Below are 21,026 nucleotides of genomic sequence, written 5' to 3' on the forward strand. Positions count from 1 at the left end.
AAATGTTTGTGCGGCCCCCTCGGCCCGGCACAACGTATCGAAAAGCGCGGCGGCGCGGGTGCTTAGCGCAAATCCGGCTAAGTGCGTTGCGTTTGGTGGACATTTTCGGCGCTGAGCGCTTGACGTCGACTGAACAAGCGTTTAGTGTACTGAACATGCGTTCAGCCGACTTGACTGCGGCCGCCCGGATCCGTGATGCGGCGATCGTGCAGTTCGGCGAGCACGGCTTCGGCGTCGGGCTGCGCACCATCGCGGAGGCGGCCGGGGTGAGCGCGGCACTGGTCATCCACCACTTCGGCTCCAAGGACGGCTTACGCAAGGCCTGCGACGAATACATCGCCGAAGTCATCCGCAGCGAAAAGTCCGAAACCATTCAGTCCAATGACCCCGCCACCTGGCTGGGCGCCATGGCGGAGATCGAGTCCTACGCACCGCTGATGGCGTATCTGGTCCGCAGCATGCAATCCGGCGGTGAGCTGGCAAAAATGCTGTGGCAGAGGATGATTCAAAACACCGAAGACTACATGGCAGAGGGTGTTGCGGCCGGCACCCTCAAGCCGAGTCGTGATCCCCAGGGCAGGGCCAGGTACCTGGCGATCACCGGTGGCGGCGGCTTCCTGCTCTATCTGCAGATGCACGAAACCCCGACGGATGTGCGCGCGGTTCTGCGCGACTACGCGCGTGACATGGTGCTGCCCGCCCTCGAGATCTATTCCGAGGGCCTGCTGACCGATCACACCATGTACGAGGCGTTTCTCGCTCGAGAAGACCAAGGAGAGAAAGATGTCAGCTAACCACCTGGCGCCCATCGAGATTCGGGGGCTCACCAAGAACTTCGGATCCGTGCGAGCGCTTGACGGCCTCGACCTGACCGTGGCCGAAGGCGAGGTGCACGGCTTTCTCGGACCCAACGGCGCCGGCAAGTCGACCACCATCCGCATCCTGCTGGGTGTGGTGAAAGCCGACGGCGGTACTGCGCGCCTGCTGGGCGGCGATCCGTGGACCGACGCGGTTCGGCTGCACCGCGAAATCGCCTACGTGCCCGGTGATGTCACGCTATGGCCAGCGTTGACCGGTGGCGAGACCATCGACCTGCTGGCCCGGATGCGCGGCGGTATCGACCCGAAGCTGCGCGCGGAATTGATCGAGCGTTTCGAATTCGATCCGCGCAAGAAGGTGCGGACCTACTCCAAGGGCAACCGGCAGAAGGTCTCGTTGATCTCGGCGTTCTCCTCGCGGGCCCGCCTACTGCTGCTCGACGAGCCGACCAGCGGGCTTGACCCGTTGATGGAGAACGTTTTCCAGCAGTGTGTCAGCGAAGCGCGTGACCGCGGTGTGACGGTGCTGCTGTCCAGTCACATCCTGGCAGAGACCGAGGCGCTCTGTGAGAGGGTCACCATCATCGCTGCCGGCCGGACCGTCGAGAGCGGGTCGCTGGAATCGATGCGGCACCTCAGCAGGACGTCGATCAAGGCCGAGATGATCGGCGACCCAGGCGATCTCACCCGAATCAGAGGTGTGGAGGACGTCAGCGTCGAGGGCAATACGGTGCGCGCCCAGGTCGACAGCGAAAGCCTGGGCGAATTGATCCGGGTGCTCGGGGACGCCGGCCTGCGCAGCCTCGTCAGCCAACCCCCCTCCCTCGAGGAGCTGTTCTTGCGGCACTACAGCACCAACGGGTCGCGCGAGCAGGTGGCGGCGCGATGAGCACCGCCCTCCTGGATCGCCCGACCCAACACCGCGGGCCGCAGCGCAGTTCCAACTTCAGCGGTACGCTCGGTCTGCTGCGGCTCTATCTGCGCCGGGACCGGATTTCATTGCCGCTGTGGGTGTTACTGCTGTCTCTCCCGCTGGGCAGCGTCTACATCGGCAGTATCGAGAAGGTTTACCCCACCCAGGCCGACCGGGCCGGCTTCGCCACCTCGATCATGGCCAGCCCGGCGCAGCGCGCGCTCTACGGCCAGATCTACAACGACAGCCTTGGCGCCGTGGGCATTTGGAAAGCCGGGATGTTCCACGTGCTCATCGCGGTCGCGGTCATTCTCACCGTCATCCGGCACACCCGCGCCGACGAGGAGAGCGGGCGGGCCGAATTGATCGACTCGACCGCGGTCGGCCGCTACGCCAGCCTCACCGCGGCGCTGCTGTTGTCCTTCGGGGCATCCTTGCTGACCGGCCTCATCGGCGCCGCCGGCTTGCTCGCCACCTCAGTCCCGGTGAGCGGCTCCGTTGCCTTTTGCTCGGCCCTGGCCGCGTCCGGGTTGGTGTTCACGGCGGTGGCCGCGGTGGCCGCGCAGTTGTCCCCGAGCGCCCGGGTCGCGCGCGGCGTGGCGTTCGCCGTCCTGGGCACCGCATTCACCGTGCGCGCCGTTGGCGACGCGAGTTCTGGCGGGCTGTCTTGGTTTTCGCCCCTGGGGTGGTCGCTGCAGGTTCGCCCGTATGCGGGTGATCACTGGTGGGTGCTGCTGCTGCACGTGGTGACGACGGTGGCACTGACCGGTGCCGCGTACTGGCTGCTCGCCGGCCGCGATGTCGGGGCCGGCCTGATCGCCGAACGCGCCGGCCGTAGCACCGCCTCCGCCTGGCTCGGCAACGTTTTTGCGCTGGCGTGGCGGCTCGACCGCGGTGCGGTGTTGGTGTGGACGGTCGGCCTGGGCCTGTACGGCTTGTTGATCGGCAGCGTGACGCACGGCATCGGTGACGAACTGGGCGGCGCGTCCGCGCGGGACATCGTCGCGCGTCTCGGCGGCACGGGTGCGGTAGAGCAGGGATTCATCGTGGTCGGGTTCGCCATGCTGGGCATGATCGCCGCCGCGTTCGCGATCTCCCTGTCCCTGCGGTTGCACCAGGAAGAAGCCGAGCACCGGGCCGAAACCCTGCTCGCGGGAGCGGTTTCCCGCACCCGGCTGCTGGCAAGTCACTTGGTGATGGCGCTGGGCGGGTCGACGTTCGCGATCCTGCTGTCGGGCCTGGCCGCCGGGCTCGCCTACGGCGCCGCGGCCGGGGACATCGCCGGCAAACTGCCCACGGTCCTCGGCACCGCCGCCGTGCAGCTGCCCGCGGTCTGGCTGCTGGCGGCGGTGACCGTCGCACTGTTCGGTCTGACACCGCGCCTCACTCCTGCGGCTTGGGGTGTGCTGGTCGGCTTCGTCGCGGTATACCTGCTCGGTTCGCTGTCGGGCTCCCCGCAATGGTTGCTCGACCTGGAGCCGTTCACCCACACCCCGCGGGTAGGGGCGGGCGCGTTCAGCGCCGCACCACTGGTTTGGCTGCTCGGGATTGACGCGGCACTGATCGCGTTCGGCGCCATAGCTTTCCGTCGGAGGGACATGCGGTCATGAACATCGGTCTGAAAGCGCTCGCGTCGGGACTGGTCGGTCTGGCGTTGTTCGGTCTGGTCGTGTTTTATCCGGCCGGCACGCTGAACTATTGGCAAGGCTGGGTTTTCGTCGCGATATTCACTGTCGCCACGATCGCGCCAAGTGCCTACCTGGCTCGGACCAACCCGGCCGCCCTGCAACGGCGCATGCACGCCGGTCCGAAGGCTGAGACCAGGACCGTCCAGAGATTCATCATCGTCGGAGCATTCGCGGCACTGTTCGCGATGATGGTTCTCAGCGCGCTCGATCACCGGTTCGGCTGGTCCTCGGTGCCCGCCGCAGTGACGGCGCTCGGCGACGTAATGGTCGCGGTGGGATTGTCCATCGGCATGCTGACGATCATCCAGAACAACTATGCGGCCGCGACCGTGACGGTGGAGGCCGGCCAGCACGTCGTCTCGACCGGCCTTTACGGCCACCTGCGCCACCCGATGTATTTCGGAAACATGATCCTGATGTTGGGGATTCCCTTGGCGCTGGGGTCCTACTGGGGGCTGGTGCTCTTCGTTCCCTCGCTGCTTGTTCTGGTTTTCCGCATCCGCGACGAAGAGCGGGCACTGGTGGAGGGGCTGAACGGTTACCGCGACTACACCCAGCGGGTGCGCTACCGACTGGTGCCGCACGTGTGGTGATCACCACCACGTTCTAAGGTAACGGCGTGGCGCGAGACCCGTCACCTGCCCTGGACCGGCCGTGGCATAGACCCGGCGCCCTGCGCTATGCGCGGGAGCGGATCCGCGGAATCGCCAAACCACCCGTTACCGTCACCGATCCCCCGACCTACCTGACCGTCGAGAGAGACGTCGAGGTGCCGACGCGCGACGGAACGGTGTTGCGTATCAATGTGTTCCGGCCGCACGACCACATCGCGCTGCCGGTGATCCTCAGTGTCCATCCCTATGGCAAAGACGAGCTGCCGAAGCGCCGTCGCAAGAAATGGGCGTTCTCTGCGCAGTACCGGGCGTTGCGTCAGCCCGCGTCCGTGCGCTTCTCTGCGCTCACCAGCTGGGAGGCGCCCGATCCGGCCTGGTGGACGGCTCGTGGCTTCGTCGTGGTAAATGCCGACTCCCGCGGCTGTGGACGCTCGGACGGAACCGGGAATCTGCTGTCCCGGCAGGAAGCCGAGGACACCTACGACTTGGTGCAGTGGTTGGCCGAACACCCGTGGAGCGACGGTCGGGTGCTCATGCTCGGGGTCTCGTATCTGGCCATCAGCCAGTACGCCGTCGCGGCGTTGCAGCCGCCGGCGCTGCGGGCGATCTGCCCGTGGGAAGGCTTCACCGACGCCTACCGCGACCTGACGTTTCCTGGCGGCGTGCGCGAATCCGGGTTCACCGGGATGTGGTCACGCGGCGTGCGGCGTCGCACCCGTCAGCAATACGACCTCGAGCAGATGCAGACCGAACACCCGCTGCGCGACGACTTCTGGCGCTCCGTCGCACCTGATCTGTCGGCAATCGAGGTGCCGATGCTGGTCTGTGGCAGCTTCTCGGACAACAACCTGCACAGCCGCGGCTCGATCCGGGCGTTCACAAACAGCGGCTCAAGCCATGCCCGGCTCTACACCCACCGGGGCGGCAAGTGGGCCACTTTCTACTCGGACGAAGCGCGGGACGAGCAGCTGCGCTTCTTTCGTGCCGTGCTGGACGGCGCGCCCGCGGGCCGCAGCGTCCGGCTGGAAGTGCGCGAAGACCGCGACACCGTCGTCGCGGTGCGCGAGGAGAACGAGTGGCCCCTTTCCCGCACCCACTGGCGGCCCCTGCACCTGGCCGGGGCCGGTCGGCTGGCCACCGATCCGCCCTCGGCTGCGGGCAGCATCACTTTCGATAGTCATTCTCGCGCTGCGGCTTTCAACTGGACGGTGCCTGAGGATATCGAGCTGACGGGTCCGATGGCGGCGCGATTGTGGGTGCAGCTGGATGGTTGCGAGGACGCGAATCTATTTGTCGGCGTGGAGAAGTGGCGCAACGGGCGGTACGTCGAGTTCGAAGGGTCCTACGGTTATGGCCGCGACCGGGTGACCACCGGGTGGCAGCGAGTCCTGCTGCGCGAGTTGGATGCTGAGCTATCCAAGCCCTGGGATCCGGTGCCGGCGCTGAATCGCATCCAGCCCGTGAAGCCGGGCGAGGTGGTCGCGGTCGACGTGGCGCTGGGCCCGTCGGCGACGCTGTTTCGCGCCGGCGAACAACTGCGCCTGGTGGTTGCCGGCCGCTGGCTCTGGCCGCGCAACCCGTTGATCGGTCAATATCCTGCGGCCTACCCCGACCCGCCGCGCGGTCTGGTCACCCTGCGCTGGGGACGGCGCTACAACTCGCACCTGCTGGTCCCCCAGATATAGCGCGAGCAGACGCAAAAGCACCCTTTTGGTGCCCAGATCGGGTGCTTTTGCGTCTGCTCGCGGTGGGAGGTGACCACCTCACGGAGGCTAGATCCAGACGCCCTTGCCAACGGCGACGACGCCGCCGCTGCTGATCGCGAAGCGCTCCCGGTCTCGCTCGAGGTCGACGCCCACCATCTCCCCCGGGCCGACGACGACGTTCTTGTCCAGGATCGCGTGCCGCACCACGGCGCCGCGGCCGACCCGCGCCCCAGGCATGATCACGCTGCCCTCCACGATCGCGCCGTCGTCGACCACAACGTTGGACGACAGCACCGAGTTGCGCACCGAGGCCGCCGAAATGATGCTGCCGGCGCCCACCACGGACTCCTGGGCGGAACCGCCGTTGACGAACTTCGCCGGCGCCAGGTTCTCGGACTCCCCGCGGATCGGCCAGCGCTTGTTGTACAGGTTGAACACCGGGTGCACCGACACCAGGTCCATGTGGGCGTCATAGAACGCATCGAGGGTACCGACGTCGCGCCAGTAGGCCCGGTCGCGGTCGGTGGCGCCTGGCACCTCGTTGTCGCTGAAGTCATAGACGGCGGCCATCCCATCGGCGACCAGCCGAGGAATGATGTCCCCACCCATGTCGTGGTCGGAGTGGTCGTCGTCAGCGTCGGCACGAATCGCGTCGATCAGAACCTTGGTGGTGAAGATGTAGTTGCCCATCGACACGAAGGTGGCGGCCGGGTCATCGGGAGTCCCGGGCGGGTCGAGCGGCTTCTCGACGAAATTGCGGATCCGGCCCGATTCGTCGGCGTCGATGCAGCCGAACGCGGTCGCGTCGGCCCGCGGCACCCGGATGCCCGCTACCGTTGCGCCGGCGCCACTGTCGATGTGGAACCGCACCATCTGCTCGGGATCCATCCGGTAGACGTGGTCGGCACCGAAAACGACTATGTAGTCGGGGTCTTCGTCGTAGATCAGGTTGAGTGACTGGTAGATGGCGTCCGCGGAACCGGTGTACCAGCGGGGGCCGAGCCGTTGTTGGGCGGGCACCGGGGTGATGTACTCACCGGCTAGGCCCGACAACCGCCAGTTCTGGGAGATGTGACGGTCCAACGAGTGCGACTTGTACTGGGTGAGAACACAAATCCGCAGATAGCGGGCGTTGACGAGGTTGGACAGCACGAAGTCGATCAACCGGTATGCGCCGCCGAAGGGAACCGCGGGCTTGGCCCGGTCGGCCGTCAACGGATAGAGGCGCTTGCCCTCACCACCGGCCAGGACAATGCCCAGCACGTGTGGCGCTTCCCTCATGAGGTCAAACCTATCGGCAGCCGCAAACAGCTGCCACCCGCAGCCCCTGATCACCCGCGATGCGGGCTCTACTGCTCGCAAACTAACGTGCGGGTATGCGGGTGGCGATGATGACTCGGGAATACCCTCCGGAGGTCTACGGCGGGGCCGGTGTACACGTCACCGAACTGGTAGCCCAACTACGCAAGCTGTGTGCGGTCGACGTGCATTGCATGGGTGCCGACCGCTCAGGTGCCGTCGCGCACCAGCCCGACCCGCGGCTGCGCAACGCCAACGCGGCGTTGTCGACGCTGTCGGCGGATCTGGTGATGGCCAATGCCGCGAGCGCGGCGACCGTCGTGCATTCCCACACCTGGTACACCGGCCTGGCCGGGCATCTGGCCAAGTTGCTCTTCGGCATCCCGCATGTGCTGACCGCACACTCACTGGAGCCGATGCGGCCGTGGAAGGCGGAGCAACTCGGTGGCGGCTATCAGGTGTCCTCGTGGGTGGAGAACACCGCGGTGCTGGCCGCCGATGCGGTCATCGCCGTCAGCTCCGGCATGCGCGACGACATCCTGCGCGTCTATCCGACGCTGGATCCCAATGTGGTGCACGTGATCCGCAACGGCATCGACACCGAAGTCTGGCATCCCGCCGGCCCGGTTCGCACCGGATCGGTGCTGGCCGAGCTCGGGGTCGACCCGCGCCGGCCGGTGGTCGCCTTCGTCGGGCGAATCACCCGACAGAAGGGGGTCTCCCACCTGGTGGCGGCCGCGCACCACTTCAGCCCGGACATCCAGCTGGTGTTGTGCGCGGGTGCGCCTGACACCCCTGAAATCGCCGAGGAGGTGCGCTCCGCGGTGGCGGGACTGGCCCGCACCCGCACCGGCGTGTTCTGGGTGCGCGACATGCTGCCAATCGGCAAGTTGCGCGAAATACTCTCGGCCGCAACGGTATTCGTATGTCCGTCGGTGTACGAACCGCTGGGCATCGTCAACCTGGAGGCGATGGCCTGCGCGACTGCGGTGGTGGCCTCCGACGTCGGTGGCATCCCCGAGGTGGTCGCTGACGGCGTCACCGGCTCACTGGTGCACTACGACGCGGACTTCCCCGACGCCTACGAGGCCAGGCTGGCGGAGGCGGTCAACGCCTTGGTGGCCGATCCCGCACGGGCACAGCAATACGGCCACGCCGGACGTCAGCGTTGTATCGAGGAGTTCTCCTGGACGCACATCGCCGAGCAGACGCTGGACATCTACCGGAAGGTGCGCATGTAGCGCGCTCCGATGGCCGGGTGGGGCTAGCTGGTGACGCCCTTGAGCTCGTCGCCCAGCGCGGCGGCTTCGTCGGGCGTCAGCTCGACGACGAGGCGCCCACCACCTTCGAGTGGTACCCGCATTACGATGCCGCGCCCCTCCTTGGTTGCTTCTAGTGGACCGTCGCCAGTCCGGGGCTTCATCGCCGCCATCGAGTGCTCCCTCCAGATTCGAGCTGGCCCGCGCCTGCGGACCTGGTCGGCGCCGAGCATGCCCCGCCAGCGGATTCCCAGCCATACCCGACATTGAACTGCCAAATCACGCCTCTATTGTTCCCTATCCGGGTTGGCACGTGCACAAAGACCCGCTTCTGGGGCGATTCGGGCCAGTCAACGAACGGCCGGCTGCACCCAGCAGCCGCTGATGTGGTCGTCGACCATGCCGGTGGCCTGCATCAACGCGTAGGCGGTGGTCGGCCCCACGAACCGGAAGCCGCGCCGTTTGAGCTCACGTGCCATGGCTTTCGATTCGGCACTCGCCGAGGGGATTTCGGACAGGTCAGCGAACCTGGGCCGCGGTGCCGGCGCAAAGGACCACAGCAGGTCGGACAGGTCTTGCGGCGATCCGAGCTCCGCGGCCGCGCGTGCGTTGGCGATCGTCGCCTCGATCTTGGCCCGGTTGCGCACGATGCCGGGATCGGCCAGCAGTCGTTGCACGTCGGCGTCGGTGAAGCCGGCGACCGTCTCGATGTCGAAGTGGTGGAAAGCCTGCCGGAAATTCTCTCGTTTTCGCAGGATGATCAGCCACGACAGGCCGCTCTGGAACGCCTCCAGACTCATCCGCTCGAACAGCGCGACCCCATCGCGCAGCGGTTGGCCCCATTCGGTGTCGTGATAGGTGCGGTACAGGTCCGCGTCGGGACCCGGGCGGACCACCGCCCAGCCGCAGCGCACCAGGCCGTCGTCGCTCATGTGGGGCCGGACCGCTCTTGCACGACGCTCTCCTCGTCGGGCACCGGCGCGTCGTCGCTGTCGAGGTGGAGGTCAGGCCCGTTTTGGTGTGTCGCCGCCAGTTCCTCCCGCAGCCGCTCCAGCTCAGCGCCGAGGCGGGCCAGCACCCAGTCGACCTCGGTGGTGTTGTAGCCCCGGAAGACCTGGGTGAACTTCACGGCCTCGACGTCTGCGCCGGTGATGCCGAACGCGGGCAGCACCGTGGCCGTCGTGGCCCGCGGCAGGGGCGGCAGCTGCTCGCCGCGACCGAACAGCAAACTCGCCGCACCGAACAGCACGGTCGCGACCAAGATCAGAACCACCAGGTAAAGCAACACCAACGCCACGGGGACGATCTTGCCCTACGGCACTGACACGGGTACTCAAGCAGGCCGAAGCACGCTCATCGGCGGCCGGTCGGCCAACGACACCGGCAAGGTGTGCTGGGTGTAGCCGTCCGGGACCGGGAAGAACTGGGTGAGCCCGACACCTGAGTCCGGAATGCCGCACCGCGACAGCAAGGTGGCGATCACCTGCCGGCTCATGGCGCCCAGTTCCTCCAGCGGCCGGTTGCGGTGGGCTCGCACACCCAGGTTGACCTGAGCGATCGCGTCCAGGCCCAACCGGTCGAAGGTGTCCACCAGCAGGCCGATCTCGACGCCGTAACCGGGCGCGAACGGCAGGGACGTGAGCAGCTCGCGGGTGGCGGCGTACTCCCCGCCCAAGGGCTGCAGCACGCAGCCCAGCTCCGGTCGCAGCGCCGCCAGCAGGGGCCGCGCCACCAACTCGGTCACCCGGCCACCCCCGGTCGCGCCGGCGCCGCCGCTCGCGTCGGCGACGTTCAGCGGGCGCCGGTAGAAGCCCTTGACCAGGTGAATGCCCTCGCCGGTGAGCAGCGGGCCGACCAGGTACGGCACGAACATCGGGTGCGGGTTGATCAGGTCGGAGTCGATGAACACCACAATGTCGCCGCTGGTGGCCGCCAGGGAGCGCCACAGCGCCTCGCCCTTGCCCGGCCGGGTCGGGACCTCGGGCACGGCCTGCTCGCGGCTGACGACGCGTGCGCCGGCCGCGATCGCGCGGATCTCGGTGTCGTCGGTGGAGCCCGAATCCAGCACGATCAACTCGTCAACCAACCCGTCCACCAGGGGTGAGACGCTGTCGATGACGGAAGCGACGGTCTCTTCCTCGTTGAGCGCGGGCAACACCACCGAGATCGTGCGGCCGGCCTTGGCCGCGACCAGTTCACTGATCGTCCAGCGCGGCCGATTCCAGCTGCGTTCGGCCAGCCAGGAGCCATTGATCACATCACCGGTGAACAGTTCCGATGCCGTCATGCGAGCCCCCTCACCGTGCGCTTCGGCGGACGCATCCCCTGGATCGAGGCCACCATCTCCAGCACCCGGCGGGTCGCCGCCACCTGATGCACCCGAAACATGCGCGCGCCGGCGGCAGCCGCCAGCGCGGTCGCTGCCAGCGTTCCCTCGAGCCGTTCGGTCACGTCCACGCCAAGAGTCTCCCCGACGAAGTCCTTGTTGCTCAAAGCCATGAGCAAAGGCCACCCGGTCTTAACAAGATCGTCCACGTGCCGCAACAGCAGCAGCCCGTGGAAGCTGTTCTTCCCGAAATCGTGGGCCGGATCGATCAACACCCGATCGCGGGCAACTCCGACCGCGACGGCCCGCTCGGCAGCGGTTGTGACCTGGCGAATCACGTCGTCCACCACCCCGCGGGTAGTCGTACCGTAACTCACCCGGAACGGCCGCGTACGCGGTAACGCTCCGCCGGTGTGCGCGCACACCAGGCCCGCGCCGAACTCGGCCGCCACTTCCTGCAGTCGGGGGTCGACCCCTCCCCAGGTGTCGTTGATGATGTCGGCGCCCGCCGCGCAGGCCAGTTTGGCCACCTCGGAGCGCCAGGTGTCGACGCTGATCAGTTGCTGGGGGTAGGCGTCGCGCAGCCATTCGACGAACGGCACCAGGCGTGCGACCTCGGTATCGGTGTCGACGTGCTCGCCGGGGCCGGCCTTGACTCCACCGATGTCGATCACGTCGGCGCCTTCGGCGACGGCCCGGTGGACCGCCTCGCGGGCGGCCCCGTCGGCGAACGTCGCACCCCGGTCGAAGAACGAGTCCGGGGTGCGGTTGACGATCGCCATGATCAGCGCGCGATCGCTCGCGACTGGGCGACCGCACAGAGTTGCCTGCACGGTTCCATAGTGCCTGGATGTGCGCGGGCCCTCGAAATCGTGGTGCCCGCGGTTAGTCAGCCCTGCGGTCGCTTACCAGAGGAAACTTCTTCGGGGTACTCGTCGTAGAACGGCACATACCCCTCCTTGCGCCCGGCCAGCACGTACAGCGGGTCTTTGACGTCCGAGCCGTACGCCTGCTTGCGCAGCTCCACCTTGCGGCTCTTGAACGTCGTCGTGTGCTCGAGCGACTCCACCAGCCGCACGAACAGCGGCAGCGCGTAGGAGGGCAGCTCGTCATAGACGGCCCGCGCCAGGGACTGGCCGTCGAACTCCTTGCCCTCGCGCAGCTTGATCGCGGCCATGCCGGCGCGTCCGCCGGTATTGGGCACCTCGACGCCGAACACCGTGCACTCCTCGACATTGGGATCCGTGGCCACCGCGGCTTCCACCTGGGTAGTGGCCACGTTCTCGCCCTTCCAGCGGAAGGTGTCGCCGAGCCGGTCGACGAACGCGGCGTGGAACATGCCCTGCGGGCTCATCACGTCACCTGTGTTGAACCAGGTGTCGCCTTCCTTGAAGGCATTGCGCACCAGTTTCTTTTCGGTCGCTGACTTGTCGGTGTAGCCGTCGAACGGTTGCAGGCGGTTGACCGGGCTGAGCAACAGACCCGGCTCGCCGGCGGGCACCCGCCGGACCCGCCCGTTCTCGTCGCGCACCGGCTCGCCGGAGTCCGGGTCGTACTCGACGTAGGCCAGCGGCATCGGCGAAATTCCAGTGCTGCGAGGCACATTGAAAATGTTGATGAACGCCGTGGTGCCCTCGCTGGCGGCGTAGAACTCACAGACCCGGGCGATGCCGAACCGTTTGGTGAATTCCTCCCAGATGTCCGGCCGCAGCCCGTTGCCGGCGATGACGCGGACCTTGTGCTTGCGGTCGGTCGGCTTGGGCGGCTGGTTGAGCAGGTACCGGCAGACCTCGCCGATGTAGATGAACGCCGTCGCGTCGGCGGCGATCACCTCGTCCCAGAACCGCGACGCCGAGAACGACTTGCCCAGCGCCAAAGTCGCGCCGGAGTTGATCACCGACGACACGGCGACCGTCAGCGCGTTGTTGTGGTAGAGCGGCAGGCAGCTGTACAGCGTGTCGGAGGATTTCAGCCGCAGTCCGATCCCGCCGAACGCGCCGAGGGCCTTGAGCCACCGGTAGTGCGTCATCACGCTGGCCTTGGGATATCCGGTGGTGCCCGAGGTGAAGATGTAGAAGGCGGTGTCCTTGGCACGCACCGCCGAGGCCGACGACGGGTTGGTCGCCGGCGCCGTGGTGGCGAATCGCTCCAGGTCTTCGACGGTCAGCACCTCGCCCGCCGACCCGCCGGATTCGCTGACCGCGCTGACCAGGTCGGATTCGGCGATCAGCACCTTGGCGTCCAGCAGTCCCAGGCTGTGCTTGAGGACGTCACCGCGCTGGTGGTAGTTGAGCATCCCGGCGATCGCGCCGCACTTGACAACGGCCAGCATGGTCAGCACCGCATTGGGTGAGTTGCGCAGCATCACGCCGACGACATCGCCTGGGCCGACGCCGCGCGCGGCCAGCACGGCGGCGTATCGATTGGCGGTTGCGTTGGCGTCTCGGTAGGTGAGCTGTTGGTCGCCGAACTTCAGAAAGATCCGGTCGGCGTAGCGCGCGGCCCGGTCCTGGAATACCGACGCGATCGACACCTTGGACCCCGGCCGGGCCAGCAGTCCGGTCACGCCCCGAAGGATCGACGGCGCGTCGGCGATGAGGCCGGGCACTTGCGCGGCGATGTGGGTGAGCTTGACTTGGGTGCGCGCGCCGCCCTCGTGATCAGACACCTGATTCCTCGATTCTCTGCAGCCTTGTCAGGCCGGGCGCGCACGCCTGCAGCGCCTCGCCGACCTTATCCACCACAACAATCCGATCGACCGCCGCCTGGGAGATGTAGCCGCTGTCGATCAATCCGTATACCCAGGCCAGAAACCCGTCGTAATGCCCCCAGGGATCCAGCAGCACGATCGGCTTGTCGTGCACGTCGAGATAGCCCTGGGTCCAGGCACTCAACAACTCGTCGAGGGTGCCGACACCGCCCGGCAATGCGATGAAAGCGTCCGCGCGCTCCTCCATCACGCGCTTACGCTCGCTCATCGTGTCGGTGACGATCAGTTCGTCGGCATCCCGGTCGGCCAGTTCGCGGTTCTGCAACATCGTGGGTATCACCCCGACGGTCCAGCCCCCGGCCGCCCGCGCCGCCGAGGCCACCGCGCCCATTGCCGAGACATGCCCGCCGCCCCACACCAGCTTCCAGCCGCGCGAGGCGATGCTCGCCCCGAGCGACGCGGCGAGCTCGAGTAACTCCGGATGCGTTGGCGAAGCGGCGCAATACACCGCCACCGTCCACTGACCGTTGGTCTCTGCGGGCATACACCGAAACGTAGACCAACCGCGCAAGCCCTGCGCACGGCCGGGGTGAAGGTCACCATAAACTCACAACGGTGCCGATTCGTTGGAACGTCCCACAGCACGCGGCCGCGCTGGAACGGCTGGACGCAGCGCTGGGGGACGCGGGCGGCGGTGTCGTCCTGGGGCCCGACGGCGTCGGCAAGTCCACCCTGGCCCGGTTGGCCGCCGAACGATTCTGCGAACGGCATCCCGGCACGCTGACCCGTTGGGTCATCGGCACTCCCGCCGAGCGGGTGGTGCCGTTCGGCGCCTTCGGCCATCTCGTCGACATCGCCGAGATCGGTAAGCCGGCGGCGTTATTGCGGGCCGCGCGTACCTCACTGATGAGGACCGCCGAGCAAGGCGATCTGCTGCTCGTCGTCGACGAGGCGCACGACCTAGACATCCTGTCGGCCACCCTGGTGTACCAGCTGGCCCTGACCCGCACCGCCCGGATGGTCGTCACCGCCCGCGCCGACGCCGCCCCCGCCGCGATCGCGGCGTTGTGGACCGACGGACTGTTGGAGCGGATCGACGTCGAGCCGCCGGACGCGGCACGCACCGCTGCCGACGTCGACGAATTCCTGGCCCACTTGCCACCACCGGCCCGGGCGGTGTTGGACTACCTGGCCATCCTGGAACCTCTGACGCTGGCCGATCTGACCGTGCTGGCCGGGGAGGGCGCCGTCGGCCAGGCCGAGGACCTCGGCGCCGCCGAGACCCGGGTACGGGGCGGCAGCGCCACCGACCCGGTGGTCTACACCGCGCACCCGCTGTTCGGCGAACGCGCGAGGACGGCCCTGGGTAAGGACGGCGCGCGGCAACGCCGTACCGATCTGGTCAACCTGCTCTCCCAGCACCCGTGCGAGCGATTGAGCGACCGGCTGCGGCTGGCCTCGCTGGCGCTGGAATGCGATGCGCTTCAACCGATCACCGAAGTCACCGAGGCAGCGCAGCAGGCGTTGCGACTGGGTGACTTGCGGCTGGCCGAACGGCTGGCGCGGGCGGCGGTGGATCGGTCGGGCGGCCTTCAGGCCCGGCTGGTCCTCGGCCAGGCGCTGGCCTGGCAGGGACGCGGCCGCGAGGCGGGCGCGGTGCTGTCGGCGGTGGATCCGGCTGGCCTGTCGGAGCCCGAGCTGATGACGTGGGCGGTACCTACGGCGGCCAACCAGTTCTGGATGCTCGGCGAGCCCGAACGGGCCACCGCCTTCCTGCAAACCACCCGCAATCGGGTCACCCAGCCCGCGGCCCGCGCGGTGCTGGACGGGCTGACCGCCACGTTCGCGATGAACTCCGGGAACGTGCAGCGCGCCATCACGTTGGCGACCTCAGTGCTGGACGGTCCGGCCGACAGTGACATGGCGGTGGCGTGGGCGGCCAGTGCCGCCGCGTTGTCTTCGGCGCGGATGGGCCGGCTGGGCGATGTTCAGCGGTTCGCCGAAACTGCCGCGGCTGCAGAGCATCCGGGACTGTTACGGTTCACCGTCGGCTTGAGCCAGATCATCGCGCTGCTGATGGCCGGTGAAGTCGGACAAGCCCAGACGCTGGCTCAACAGTTCACCGACTTCGCCGAGCTGCAGCAGCCGGGGCGGTCCATCGGCGAGGCGTTGCTGGCTTATGTACTGCTGGTCAAGGGTGAATTCGCGGCTGCCGCAGCGTTGTTGGAGCCGGCCGCAGCAGAGCTCGAACGCAGCGGCTACTCCTGGGGACCGTACTCCTTGATGTTGTTGACGACGGCCGTCGCGCGGCAGGGCGACATCCCCGGCTCGGCAAAAGCACTGCGCCGAGCCGAAACCCGGCACGGTACTAAATCGGCGCTGTTCGCACCCGAGCTCGGCGTGGCCCGCGCCTGGACCAGGGCGGCGGCACGGGACAACACCGGCGCGATCAGCGCCGCACGCGAAGCCGCCAGAACCGCTGAACGCGCCAAGCAGTCGACCCTGGCGCTACTGGCCTACTACGACGCCGTCCGGCTCGGTGATCTGCGCGCTGTCGATCCGCTGACCCGGCTGGCTGACGAAATCGATTGCAAGCTCGGCCATCTGGTGATCCGCCATGCCCGCGCCCTGACCGGCCGCGATGCGGCCGCCCTGACCGCCGTTGCCGAGGAGTTGGGCGCGATCGGGATGGGCGCGGCGGCAGCCGACGCTGCCGCGCAGGCCGAGCGCTTCGGCTAGCCGCTCAGGTAGGCGCGCAACATCTCCACCGCGGTGGTGATGTTGGCCACCGGCACCCGCTCGTCACGCTTGTGCGCCAGGTTGGGGTCACCGGGGCCGTAGTTGAGCGCCGGAATACCAAGCGCGGCAAAGCGAGACACATCCGTCCAGCCGTACTTCGCGCGCACCTGGCCGTCGGCGGCCTCGACCAGCGCCTTCGCGGGCGGCGCTGTGAGCCCGGGCAGCGCACCGGCGGCCGAATCGGTCAACTCGATCCGCACGTCGAGTCCGTCGAGCACCTCGTGGACATGCCGCAACGCGGCCTCCGGCGACCGGTCCGGGGCGAAGCGGAAGTTGATCGTCACCGAGGCGGCGTCGGGAATGACGTTCCCCGCCACTCCGCCGTCCACGCGGACGGCCGACAAGCCCTCGCGATAAACGCAGCCGTCGATGTCCACGCTGCGCGCGGTGTACGAGGACAGCCGGTCCAGCACGGCGCGGAGTTTGTGAATGGCGTTGTCGCCCAACCAAGATCGAGCCGAATGCGCGCGAGTGCCGCTGGCGCTGACGACGACGCGCAGCGTGCCCTGGCAGCCCGCCTCGATGAACCCGGCGGTGGGCTCGCCCAGGATCGCCACGTCGGCGCCCAGCCACTCCGGCAGTTCACGTTCCAGGCGCCCCAAACCATTTGCGGCCGAATCGATTTCCTCGCAGTCGTAGAACACCAGCGTCAGGTCGTGTACCGGTGCGCGCACCGTGGCGGCCAGGTGCAAGAAGACCGCGTCGCCGGATTTCATATCCGCGGCGCCGCAGCCGTACAGCAGGTCGCCCTCGATCCGGCTGGGCAGATTATCGGCCACCGGGACGGTGTCCAGGTGCCCGGCGAGCAGCACCCGCGACGGCAGGCCCAGCGCCGTACGCGCCAGCACGGCGTTGCCGTTGCGGACGATTTCGAAGCCCGTCGTCTGTGCCCGCAGCGCCGCCTCCACCTCGTCGGCGATGCGCCCTTCGGCGCGTGACTCGCTGGGGATGTCCACCAACGCCGCGGTCAGCGCGACGGGATCTCCGGATAGGTCCAGCACGAGGTCAAGCCTAACCACCGCGAGCAGACGCAAAGGCACCTGTTCTATTCGAAAACCGGGCGCTTTTGTGTCTGCTCGCCCGGGGACAGTAACCTGACCGCCGTGACTGGAGCTGCAGGTATTGGCCTGGCGACCCTCGCCTCCGACGGATCTGTCCTGGACGCCTGGTTCCCCGAGCCAGAACTGACCGAATCTGACACCAGCGCTACCACGCGGGTGGCGTTGTCGGACCTGCCCGCCGTGCTCGGTGCCCTGGTCGGCCGCGACGACGATAGGCAGACCGAGACGATCGCGGTACGCACCGTCATCGGCGACCTCGATGATCAAGCCACCGACGCCTACGACGCCTACCTGCGACTGCACCTGCTCTCACACCGGCTGGTGGCGCCACACGGGCTGAACGCCGGCGGCTTCTTCGGGGTGCTGACCAACGTGGTCTGGACGAACCGCGGCCCGTGCGCCATCGAGGGCTTCGAGGCGGTGCGCGCGCGGATGCGTCGACACGGTCCCGTGACGGTGTACGGCATCGACAAATTCCCGCGGATGGTCGACTACGTGCTGCCGTCGGGTGTGCGCATCGCCGACGCGGACCGCGTGCGTCTGGGCGCGCATCTGGCGCCGGGCACCACCGTGATGCACGAGGGCTTCGTCAACTACAACGCCGGCACCCTGGGCGCTTCCATGGTGGAGGGCCGCATCTCGGCGGGCGTGGTGGTCGGCGACGGATCCGACGTCGGCGGCGGCGCGTCCATCATGGGCACGCTGTCCGGTGGCGGCGAGCAGGTCATCTCGATCGGCAAGCGCTGCCTGCTGGGCGCCAACGCCGGGCTGGGCATCTCCCTGGGCGACGACTGCGTCGTGGAGGCCGGCCTGTATGTCACGGCCGGCACCAAGGTCACGCTGCCCGACGGCACCTCGGTCAAGGCGCGCGAGCTGTCCAACAGCAACAACCTGCTGTTCCGGCGCAACTCGCTGTCGGGGACGGTCGAGGTGGTCTCCCGCGACGGTCAGGGCATCGCGCTCAACGAAGAACTGCACGCCAACTAGACATCCCCGATCGCGGCGGCACCGGTCTCGGGCAGCAGATACGTGCACACCAGGCTGGTCGCGACCAGCCCGGCCAGCAGCAGCCCCACCGACCAGCTGCCGTAGGCGGCCAGCAGCGTCCCCGCGATCAGCGGCGGGATCGCGCCCCCGGCGATGCCCCCGAAGTTCACGGCCAGCGCTGACGCGGTGTAGCGGTAGCGGGTGGCGAACAACTCCGGAATGAAGGACGCGGTGGGGCCCGAGCTGATCCCGACGATGGCGTAGATGCCGATGATCGCCACCGCATAGCCGGTCGGGCTACCGGTCCCGATCAGCGGCACCACCACCAGCGACCACGGCAGGCACGCCCCGAACCCGATCAGCATGATGCGGCGCCGGCCGTACCGGTCGGACAGGATGGCCGAGACCGCGACGGACGCCATGCTGGCGAACCCGCCCAGCACGCCGATGGACAGGATCAGGCAGCGCGAATAGCCGAGGTGGTGCAGGGCATAGCTGGGCAGAAAAGTGCTGGCCATATACACCATCCCGAACGCCGTCAGGACGGTACCGGCGGCCAGTGCGACCTGGTGGCGCTGCAGCCGCAGCACCTCTGACACCGGTGCGTCGGGGACCAGGTTGCGGGCTTTCTCCGCCGCGAACACCGGGGTCTCTTCGATGTTGAGCCGCACGTACAGGGCGATGACGATCATCGCCGCGCTGATCAGGAACGGAACCCGCCAGCCCCATTGCACGAACGCCGGGCTGTTCTCGCCGATGGTGTAGTCCACCGCGAGGAAGGTCAGACTGGCCAGCACGGTGGCGCTGCCGCCGCCGATCAGGGTGAACATGCCGTAGCGGCCCCGCTTGTCCGGGGGCGCGTACTCGGCGCTGAGCAATGCCGACCCCGCCCACTCGCCGCCGACGGCGAATCCCTGCATCAGTCGCAGGGTGGTCAGGATCAGCGGCGCGGCGACGCCGATGGCGGCCGTGCTGGGCACCAGGCCCACCGCCACCGTCGAGCAGGCCATGATCAGCAGGGTGGCGATCAGGGTCTTCTTACGGCCCAGCCGGTCCCCGTAGTAGCCGAACACCGCCGCGCCCAGCGGCCGGGACAGAAAGGCCGCAGCGAACGTCCCCATCGAGGCGATGGTGCCCACCGTCGCGCTCAGATGCGGGAAGAACACGACCGGAAAGACCAGCGCCGCGGCGGTTCCGTAGATCAGGAAGTCGTAGTACTCGATCGCCGACCCGACATAGCAGGCCACCGCGACACGTCTCATCGATGTGCCGCTGGGAGCGGGCGCAACCGTCACCACGGTGACTCCCAGACAGCGTTCCCCCGTCGATCCACCCTGAAGACGTTAAGTGACACCGCACCGTCTTGCCCGCTGGAGAACCTGCCAACATGCTGCGAGTCCGGTAACGAATACGCTACGGCCGGTTCGGGTCTCAGCCTTCGGCCAGCAGTTGCTTCTTGAGCACCTTGCCCAACGCGTTGCGCGGCAGCGAGTCCACGATCCGCACCTCGCGTGGACGTTTGTGCACCGAAAGTTGTTCGGCGACATACTGGATGAGTTCCTCGGGCTTGATCTCGGGCGAACCGACGACGTACGCGACGATCCGCTGGCCGAGATCGTCGTCGGGCACCCCCACCACCGCCGCCTCGGCGACGTCCGGATGACCGAGCAGCACGGTCTCGATCTCGCCTGCGCCGATGCGGTATCCGCCTGATTTGATCAGATCGACGGATTCGCGTCCCACGATGCGGTGCATGCCGCCGCTGTCGATGACGGCGACGTCTCCGGTGCGGTACCAGCCGTCCGGGGTGAATGCCTCGGCGGTGGCCTCGGGCCGGTTCAGATAGCCGTCGAACAGCGTCGGGCCCCGAACATGGAGGCGCCCAACAGTTTCCCCATCATGGGCAGCCAGCTCCCCGTGGTCGTCGACCAGTCGGGTCTGCACGCCCGCCAACGGCAGGCCGACCCAGCCCGGGCGGCGTTCACCGTCGGCGCGGGTGGACACGGTGATCAGCGACTCCGAGGCACCGTAGCGCTCGATAGGCCGATGCCCGGTCCGTTGCTCCAGCCCCTCGAACACCGGCACCGGCAGCGCCGCACTGCCCGAGACCAACAGTCGCGCCGGTTTGAGCGCTTCGGCGGCGGCCCGGTCGGCCACCACGCGTGACCACACCGTCGGGACGCCGAAGTACAGGGTGCCCTTTGCGGCCGCGTATCCGGCCGGCGTCGGTTTCCCCGTGTGCACGAAGCGATTTCCCACTCGCAGCGACCCCAGCAGACCGAGCACCAGCCCATGAATGTGGTACAGCGGCAGGCCGTGCACCAGTACGTCGTCGGGCGTCCATTGCCAGGCTTCCGCCAACGCGTCGAGGTCCGCGGCGATGGCCCGCCGGCTGACCTGCACACCTTTGGGCAATCCCGTTGTGCCCGAGGTGTATACGACCATGGCCGGGGAATCCGGCGCCGGTTCGGGATAGCGGTGCCAGGACCGGGCGTGCAGCCGAACCGGGATGTGCGGCAGGCCTTCCGGGTCGTCGGGCTCCGGCCCGAGCCAGGCCTGGGCGCCCGAGTCGGTGAGCATGTGGCGGCGCTCGGCGACGCCGACGTCGGCGGGTACCGGTACCACGGGGACGCCGGCGATCAGGCATCCGGTGATCGCCAGCACGGTCGATGCGGTGGGCGTTGCCAGCACCGCGACCCGCTGTGCCCCGGCCACCCGCTCGGCCACCGAGGTGGCCGCGCCAACCAGGTCGCTGCGGCTCAATGTGAAGCCGTCGATCCTGACCGCGTCGGGAATGTCGGTCTGGGTGACGACCGCGGGGTTGAGCGAGGTCAGCAGCACGTCAG

The 21,026-nt window shown here is 67.9% G+C and carries 19 protein-coding genes; 8 read left to right on the forward strand and 11 right to left on the reverse strand.

Annotated elements, in window-relative coordinates:
• Window positions 1-155 precede the first annotated feature (155 nt).
• From A5645_RS13970 to A5645_RS13990, 5 genes are read left to right on the forward strand one after another with little or no spacing between them, the layout of a single operon-like run.
• Entirely contained in the window at window positions 156-794 is a 639-nt protein-coding gene (locus A5645_RS13970; RefSeq protein WP_065037740.1) for a TetR/AcrR family transcriptional regulator, read from the forward strand.
• Entirely contained in the window at window positions 784-1,707 is a 924-nt protein-coding gene (locus A5645_RS13975) for an ABC transporter ATP-binding protein (RefSeq protein ID WP_065129919.1), read from the forward strand. Before A5645_RS13970 ends, A5645_RS13975 begins: the two co-directional genes overlap by 11 nt.
• Window positions 1,704-3,341: an ABC transporter permease gene (locus tag A5645_RS13980; RefSeq protein ID WP_172830535.1), complete on the forward strand. Its 1,638-nt coding sequence runs from the start codon at window positions 1,704-1,706 to the stop codon at window positions 3,339-3,341. The genes A5645_RS13975 and A5645_RS13980 overlap by 4 nt, the downstream gene beginning before the upstream one ends.
• On the forward strand, window positions 3,338-4,012 hold the full coding sequence (locus A5645_RS13985) for a methyltransferase family protein (protein ID WP_065129920.1): 675 nt from the start codon (window positions 3,338-3,340) through the stop codon (window positions 4,010-4,012). Before A5645_RS13980 ends, A5645_RS13985 begins: the two co-directional genes overlap by 4 nt.
• Before the next feature lie 26 nt (window positions 4,013-4,038).
• The gene (locus A5645_RS13990; protein WP_065129921.1) at window positions 4,039-5,718 is read left to right on the forward strand and encodes a CocE/NonD family hydrolase; all 1,680 of its coding nucleotides are present in this window, start codon (window positions 4,039-4,041) and stop codon (window positions 5,716-5,718) included.
• 87 nt (window positions 5,719-5,805) lie between these two features.
• Here A5645_RS13990 and glgC read toward each other — a convergent pair whose 3' ends face one another.
• Window positions 5,806-7,020 carry a glucose-1-phosphate adenylyltransferase gene (glgC, locus tag A5645_RS13995; protein WP_065036575.1) on the reverse strand — a complete coding sequence of 405 codons (1,215 nt, stop codon included), beginning with the start codon at window positions 7,018-7,020 and terminating at the stop codon, window positions 5,806-5,808.
• Window positions 7,021-7,115: 95 nt separating this feature from the next.
• Between glgC and glgA the strand changes: the two genes are divergently transcribed.
• The gene (gene glgA / locus A5645_RS14000) at window positions 7,116-8,279 is read left to right on the forward strand and encodes a glycogen synthase (RefSeq protein ID WP_065129922.1); all 1,164 of its coding nucleotides are present in this window, start codon (window positions 7,116-7,118) and stop codon (window positions 8,277-8,279) included.
• A 23-nt stretch (window positions 8,280-8,302) separates the two neighbouring features.
• Here glgA and A5645_RS14005 read toward each other — a convergent pair whose 3' ends face one another.
• From A5645_RS14005 to log, 7 genes are all read right to left on the reverse strand, one after another.
• Window positions 8,303-8,470, reverse strand: a complete 168-nt coding sequence (locus A5645_RS14005) for a DUF3117 domain-containing protein (RefSeq protein WP_003406247.1) — start codon at window positions 8,468-8,470, stop codon at window positions 8,303-8,305.
• Between the two features lie 177 nt (window positions 8,471-8,647).
• Complete coding sequence (locus A5645_RS14010; protein WP_065129923.1) at window positions 8,648-9,229, reverse strand: DNA-3-methyladenine glycosylase I; 582 nt, start codon at window positions 9,227-9,229, stop codon at window positions 8,648-8,650.
• Complete coding sequence (locus tag A5645_RS14015; RefSeq protein ID WP_065036578.1) at window positions 9,226-9,594, reverse strand: DivIVA domain-containing protein; 369 nt, start codon at window positions 9,592-9,594, stop codon at window positions 9,226-9,228. The genes A5645_RS14010 and A5645_RS14015 overlap by 4 nt, the downstream gene beginning before the upstream one ends.
• 36 nt (window positions 9,595-9,630) lie before the next feature.
• Window positions 9,631-10,584, reverse strand: coding sequence for a glucosyl-3-phosphoglycerate synthase (locus tag A5645_RS14020; RefSeq protein WP_065129924.1), 954 nt, complete (start codon window positions 10,582-10,584; stop codon window positions 9,631-9,633).
• Window positions 10,581-11,405: a dihydropteroate synthase gene (gene folP / locus A5645_RS14025; protein WP_155768007.1), complete on the reverse strand. Its 825-nt coding sequence runs from the start codon at window positions 11,403-11,405 to the stop codon at window positions 10,581-10,583. Before folP ends, A5645_RS14020 begins: the two co-directional genes overlap by 4 nt.
• Window positions 11,406-11,512: 107 nt before the next feature.
• The gene (fadD6, locus tag A5645_RS14030; protein ID WP_065129926.1) at window positions 11,513-13,291 is read right to left on the reverse strand and encodes a long-chain-acyl-CoA synthetase FadD6; all 1,779 of its coding nucleotides are present in this window, start codon (window positions 13,289-13,291) and stop codon (window positions 11,513-11,515) included.
• Window positions 13,284-13,877, reverse strand: coding sequence for a cytokinin riboside 5'-monophosphate phosphoribohydrolase (gene log / locus A5645_RS14035; protein WP_065036582.1), 594 nt, complete (start codon window positions 13,875-13,877; stop codon window positions 13,284-13,286). Before log ends, fadD6 begins: the two co-directional genes overlap by 8 nt.
• Window positions 13,878-13,948: 71 nt before the next feature.
• Between log and A5645_RS14040 the strand changes: the two genes are divergently transcribed.
• Entirely contained in the window at window positions 13,949-16,072 is a 2,124-nt protein-coding gene (locus tag A5645_RS14040; RefSeq protein WP_065129927.1) for an ATP-binding protein, read from the forward strand.
• Here A5645_RS14040 and dapE read toward each other — a convergent pair.
• Window positions 16,069-17,133: a succinyl-diaminopimelate desuccinylase gene (gene dapE, locus A5645_RS14045; protein ID WP_065129928.1), complete on the reverse strand. Its 1,065-nt coding sequence runs from the start codon at window positions 17,131-17,133 to the stop codon at window positions 16,069-16,071. The genes A5645_RS14040 and dapE overlap by 4 nt on opposite strands.
• A 93-nt stretch (window positions 17,134-17,226) precedes the next feature.
• Here dapE and dapD point away from each other — a divergent pair, with 93 nt between their 5' ends.
• Window positions 17,227-18,180 (forward strand): 2,3,4,5-tetrahydropyridine-2,6-dicarboxylate N-succinyltransferase, encoded by a 954-nt coding sequence (dapD, locus tag A5645_RS14050; RefSeq protein ID WP_155768005.1) that lies wholly within the window; start codon window positions 17,227-17,229, stop codon window positions 18,178-18,180.
• On the opposite strand, the gene A5645_RS14055 is transcribed toward dapD, so the two are convergent.
• Entirely contained in the window at window positions 18,177-19,442 is a 1,266-nt protein-coding gene (locus tag A5645_RS14055) for an MFS transporter (protein ID WP_065036590.1), read from the reverse strand. The two genes, dapD and A5645_RS14055, sit on opposite strands and share 4 nt — an antisense overlap.
• 169 nt (window positions 19,443-19,611) lie before the next feature.
• Complete coding sequence (locus A5645_RS14060) at window positions 19,612-21,021, reverse strand: acyl-CoA synthetase (RefSeq protein WP_065129930.1); 1,410 nt, start codon at window positions 21,019-21,021, stop codon at window positions 19,612-19,614.
• Window positions 21,022-21,026: the final 5 nt, after the last annotated feature.

Origin of the sequence: Mycobacterium asiaticum, assembly GCF_001673635.1 — a bacterium.
Taxonomy (GTDB): domain Bacteria; phylum Actinomycetota; class Actinomycetes; order Mycobacteriales; family Mycobacteriaceae; genus Mycobacterium; species Mycobacterium asiaticum_C.